At 69.7% G+C, this 5,160-nt stretch carries 5 protein-coding genes; all 5 read left to right on the top strand.

All coding sequences use genetic code 11. From position 1 onward, the window contains the following. The coding region (locus tag C5O18_RS06320) for a TetR family transcriptional regulator C-terminal domain-containing protein (protein WP_420884477.1) at positions 1–402 on the top strand (402 nt) is incomplete at its 5' end. 81 nt (positions 403–483) lie between these two features. Beyond that, a complete protein-coding gene (leuS, locus tag C5O18_RS06315) occupies positions 484–3,108 on the top strand; it encodes a leucine--tRNA ligase (protein WP_206389762.1) in 2,625 nt (874 codons plus the stop codon). A gap of 60 nt (positions 3,109–3,168) precedes the next feature. Further along, positions 3,169–3,702 carry an LPS-assembly lipoprotein LptE gene (locus C5O18_RS06310; protein WP_105192475.1) on the top strand — a complete coding sequence of 178 codons (534 nt, stop codon included), beginning with the start codon at positions 3,169–3,171 and terminating at the stop codon, positions 3,700–3,702. A 21-nt stretch (positions 3,703–3,723) separates the two neighbouring features. After that, positions 3,724–4,749, top strand: a complete 1,026-nt coding sequence (holA, locus tag C5O18_RS06305) for a DNA polymerase III subunit delta (RefSeq protein ID WP_105192473.1) — start codon at positions 3,724–3,726, stop codon at positions 4,747–4,749. Positions 4,750–4,831: 82 nt separating this feature from the next. Continuing rightward, positions 4,832–5,160: acyl-CoA thioesterase domain-containing protein (locus tag C5O18_RS06300; RefSeq protein WP_162495438.1), on the top strand; the 329-nt coding region annotated here is incomplete at its 3' end.

Genomic DNA, 5,160 nt, shown 5'->3' with positions numbered 1-5,160 from the left:
TACGTCATCCTCATGCACCGCAGCGACGGCGCCGAGCACGGCGATCGCCTGCGACAACGGCGCGAGCTCATCGAGCGCGAGTGCGAGGCGTTCCTGCGCTACCACTGGCAGATGGCCACGGCACTGGGCGAGGCGCCGGAAGACATGGACATCAAGATGGCCAGCCACCTGTTCCGCTCCTACATCGTCGGCCTGCTCGACATCTGGCTGTTCAACCCGGCGCTGTTCGACCTCGGCGCGGAGGCAGCGCGGCTGACCGAGAACTACCTCGACATGGCACGGGCACTGAAGCGGCCGGCGGCCATCGGTGCCGGCCAGCGCACCCTGCTCCCCGGCACGGCACCCGCCTCCGGCAGGCGCCAGGAGCACGCTCCGGGCGTCCGGGCGGACGTCCTGCCCTGACACCCGCGCCCTGACTGCGGTATCCTTCGCGTTTGCGCCCGCACCGGGCATCTGCACGCCGCGCGAACCCCCGAGTTACCTATGTCAGAGCAACTGCAAGAGCAATATCAGCCGGGCACCGTCGAGAACGCCGCCCAGGCCGACTGGAACCGCGCCGACGCCTTCCGCGCCGATGATCACAGCGACAAGCCGCGCTACTACTGCCTGTCCATGTTCCCCTACCCCAGCGGCAAGCTGCACATGGGGCATGTGCGCAACTACACCATCGGCGACGTGATCAGCCGCTACAAGCAGCTCAACGGGTTCAACGTGCTGCAGCCCATGGGCTGGGACGCCTTCGGCCTCCCCGCCGAGAACGCCGCCATGAAGAACGGCGTGGCGCCGGCGGCCTGGACCTACGCCAACATCGACTACATGAAGGGCCAGCTGAAGTCGCTCGGTCTCGGCATCGACTGGTCGCGCGAAGTCACCACCTGCCGTCCCGACTACTACCGCTGGGAGCAGTGGCTGTTCACCCGCCTGTTCCGCAAGGGCGTGATCTACAAGAAGTCGGGCACGGTGAACTGGGACCCGGTTGACCAGACCGTGCTCGCCAACGAGCAGGTCATCGACGGTCGCGGCTGGCGCTCCGGCGCGCTGGTCGAGAAGCGCGAGATCCCCATGTACTACTTCGGCATCACCCAGTATGCCGAGCAGTTGCTGAACGACCTCGACACGCTGGACGGCTGGCCGGAGCAGGTCAAGACCATGCAGCGCAACTGGATCGGCAAGAGCTTCGGCGCCGACATCGAGTTCGACTACGACGAGGCCAGCGTCGGTGTCGCCGGCCGCCTCAAGGTCTACTCCACCCGTCCCGACACGCTGATGGGCGCGACCTATGTCGCCGTCGCCGCCGAGCATCCGCTGGCGCAGCGCGCCGCCGAGAACGATGCCGGACTGCAGGCGTTCATCGCCGAGTGCAAGGCCGGCTCCGTGGCCGAGGCCGACATGGCCACCATGGAGAAGAAGGGCCTGGCCACCGGCCAGTACGTCATCCATCCGCTCAACGGCCGCAGGCTGCCGGTCTACGTCGCCAACTACGTGCTCTGGGGCTACGGCGAAGGCGCGGTCATGGCGGTGCCGGCGCACGACGAGCGCGACTTCGCCTTCGCGCACAAGTACGACCTGCCGATCGAGCCGGTCTACCGCCAGGCCGCCGGCGACAGCGCTTTCGACGCCGGCAGCTGGCAGGACTGGTACGCCGACAAGGCCGGCCTGGTCACCGCCGGCGGCCCGTACGACGGTCTCGATTTCGGCGCCGCGTTCGACGCCATAGTCGCCGCGCTCGAAGCCGCCGGCCACGGCGCGCGCAAGACCCAGTTCCGCCTGCGTGACTGGGGCATTTCGCGCCAGCGCTACTGGGGCTGCCCGATCCCGGTCATCCACTGCCCGGCCTGCGGCGACGTGCCGGTGCCGGACGACCAGCTGCCGGTGGTGCTGCCCGAAGACGTGGTGCCGGACGGCGCCGGCTCGCCGCTGGCGAAGATGCCCTCCTTCTACGAGACCACCTGCCCGTCCTGCGGCAGCGCGGCGCGGCGCGAGACCGACACCATGGACACCTTCGTGGAGTCGTCCTGGTACTACGCCCGCTACGCCTCGCCGCAGTGCGACACCGGCATGGTCGACAAGGCCGCCAGCCAGCAGTGGCTGCCGGTGGACCAGTACATCGGCGGCATCGAGCACGCCATCCTGCACCTGCTGTACGCGCGCTTCTTCCACAAGCTCATGCGCGACGAAGGCCTGGTGAGCGGCGACGAGCCCTTCCGCAACCTGCTCACCCAGGGCATGGTGGTGGCCGACACCTTCTACCGCGACCTCGACGGCGGCGCCAAGGACTGGATCAACCCCGCCGACGTCGACCTCAGCCGCGACGACAAGGGCCGCATCATCGGCGCCGTGCTGCGTGCGGACGGCCAGCCGGTGATCCACGGCGGCATGGAGAAGATGTCGAAGTCGAAGAACAACGGCGTCGACCCGCAGTCGCTGATCGACCAGTACGGCGCCGACACCTCGCGCCTGTTCATGATGTTCGCGGCGCCGCCGGAGCAGTCTCTGGAATGGTCCGACGCCGGCGTCGAGGGCGCCAGCCGCTTCCTGCGCCGCCTGTGGAAGCTGGTGCACACGCATGTCTCGCGCGGTGACGCGCCGGCCCTCGACAAGGCCGCGCTGAACGCGGACGGCAAGGCGCTGCGCCGCAAGCTGCACGAGACCATCGCCAAGGTCAGCGACGACTACGGCCGCCGCCTGACCTTCAACACCGCCATCGCCGCCGTCATGGAGCTGCTCAACGCGCTGCAGAAGCAGGATGCCGACGCGCCGCAGGCGCTGGCGCTGGAACGCGAAGTGCTGCGCTCGGTGACGGTGCTGCTGGCGCCCATCGTGCCGCACATTTCCCATGCCCTGCTGCCGGCGCTGGGCGAGCCCGGCGGCCTGCCGGCGGCGCGCTGGCCCGAGGTCGACGCCGAAGCCCTGACCCGCGACTCGCTGACCCTGGTGGTGCAGGTCAACGGCAAGCTGCGCGGCCAGATCGAGGTGGCTGCGGATGCCGACCAGGCCAGCATCGAAGCCGCCGCCCTCGCCAATCCGGACGCCCTGCGCTTCATGGAAGGCAAGGCGCCGAAGAAAGTGATTGTGGTCCGGCAGAAACTGGTCAATATCGTGGTCTGACGACAGCGCCCGGCACCGGTCCGGGCGCCGCGGCACGACGACACAAGCGGAGAGAGCGGCATGCGCAACCTGTGGCTGATCCTGATGACGCTGGCGATCACCGCCTGCGGCTTCCAACTGCGCGGCCAGCACGCGCTGCCGGCACTGCTCGACCCCATCACCGTCGACACCGAGGTGGTGACGCTGGAGCGCGACCTCACCGCCGGCATCCAGCGCATGGGTGCGCAGGTGCAGGCCAACGCGCCGCTGCGCCTGCAGGTCAGCGCCGAGCGCATCAACCGCCAGACCACCACCATCGACAGCCGCGCCAAGGCCGCCGAATACACGCTGTTCTACGAGCTGGTGTTCCAGCTCCGCCACGCCAGCGGCATGCCGGCCACGGCCGAGCGCACCATTCGTCTGCGCCGCACCTACCAGTTCGACAACACGCGCATCGTCGGCAAATACGAGGAAGAGAACATGCTGATCGACGACCTGCGCCAGCAGGCGGTCGCCCAGGTGCTCATGCAGCTCTCGCGCATCAAGCCGTCCGATCTGGCGGAAGATGCCGCGCCCGCCGGCACGTCAGGCACCGCCGGTTCGCCGGCTCCCTGACGGCGGCCGGCGAGCTCCCGCATGAAGCTGCGCCCCGAACAGCTCGACGCGCACCTGCGCGAACCGCTGCAGCCGGTCTACGTGCTCACCGGCGACGAACCCCTGCTGCTGCAGGAGGCCTCGGACGCCCTGCGCCGCGCCGCCAGCACCCAGGGCTACGGCGAGCGCGAGCGCCATGGCGTCGAGCGCGGCTTCGACTGGAACGACCTGCTGGCCGGCTGCCAGTCGCTGTCGCTGTTCGCCGAGCGCAAGCTGCTCGAACTGCGCTTCAGCGGCAAGCCCGACGCCAGCGCCGCCGAGGCGTTGATCACGCTGGCCGCGCGACCGCCTGAAGACACCGTGCTGGTGATCACCCTGCCCAAGCTCGACGGCGCCGCGCAGAAAGCCAAATGGCTGACCGCGCTCGATGCCGCCGGCGTGATCGTGACTTTCTACCCGGTCGATGCCGCCGCCCTGCCCGGCTGGCTGCAGACGCGCGCACGCCAGCTCGGCCTGCGCCTGCAGCCGGACGCGCAGCAGCTGCTGGCCGAACGCACCGAGGGCAACCTGCTCGCTGCCGCGCAGACGCTGGAGAAACTGCGCCTGCTGCACGACGGCGGTGACATCGACATCGAGGCCGTGGCCGCCATGGTCAGCGACAGCGCCCGCTATTCGGTGTTCGATCTCGCCGATGCCGTGCTGCTCGGCGATGCCCCGCGCGTGGCACGCCTGATCCTCGGCCTGGAGGCCGAAGGACAGGCCGAGTCGGTGGTGCTGTGGGCGCTGCAGAAGGACCTGCGCGGGCTCACGCTCGCCGCCGAGCAGATGCACAGCCAGGGCCTGCGCAGCCCGTCGCCGCAGCTGCTGGGCCAGCTCGGCTTCTGGGCCAAGCGCCAGGGACCGGCCCAGCAGGCGCTGCGGCGTCTCCCGCTGGCGCGGCTGCAGCGCATGAGCAGCGGACTCATCGACATCGACAAGGCCATCAAGGGACAGTCGCCGGAACGTGCCTGGGATGCGCTGCTGCGCCTGTCCATGGCCATGGCCGGCAGGCCGCTGTTCACCGCATGACACCGGATCCGGCATCGTCAGCCGGCCGCCTCATCACGCCTGCGGGACACCGTACCCCGCGCCCGCACAGGAGCCCCCCTTCATGAGCACGCGACTGCACGACATCCTGGCCAGCGTCGGCAGCGCCGGCGCCGACATCCCGGCCGGCTGGGCCCAGGGACGCGCCACTTTCGGCGGGCTGGTGGCCGCGCTCATGCAGACCTATCTGGAGCAGACCGTGGCCGCCGGACGGCCGCTGCGCTCGGCCGCCATTTCCTTCGTAGGCCCGGCGGCGAGCGGTCCGATCAGCCTGCGCAGCGAGCTGATCCGCAGCGGCAAGTCCGCGCTGCAGGCGGAGTGCCGCGCCCTGCAGGGCGACCAGGTCGTGGCCCTTCTGCTGGCAGGCTTCGGTCAGGCGCGCGAATCGCGGAT

The organism is Amnimonas aquatica, assembly GCF_002943415.1.
GTDB lineage: Bacteria > Pseudomonadota > Gammaproteobacteria > Pseudomonadales > Moraxellaceae > Perlucidibaca > Perlucidibaca aquatica_A.
Note: the sequence above shows the minus strand (reverse complement) of the source record. Positions and strands in the feature narration are given on the sequence as shown.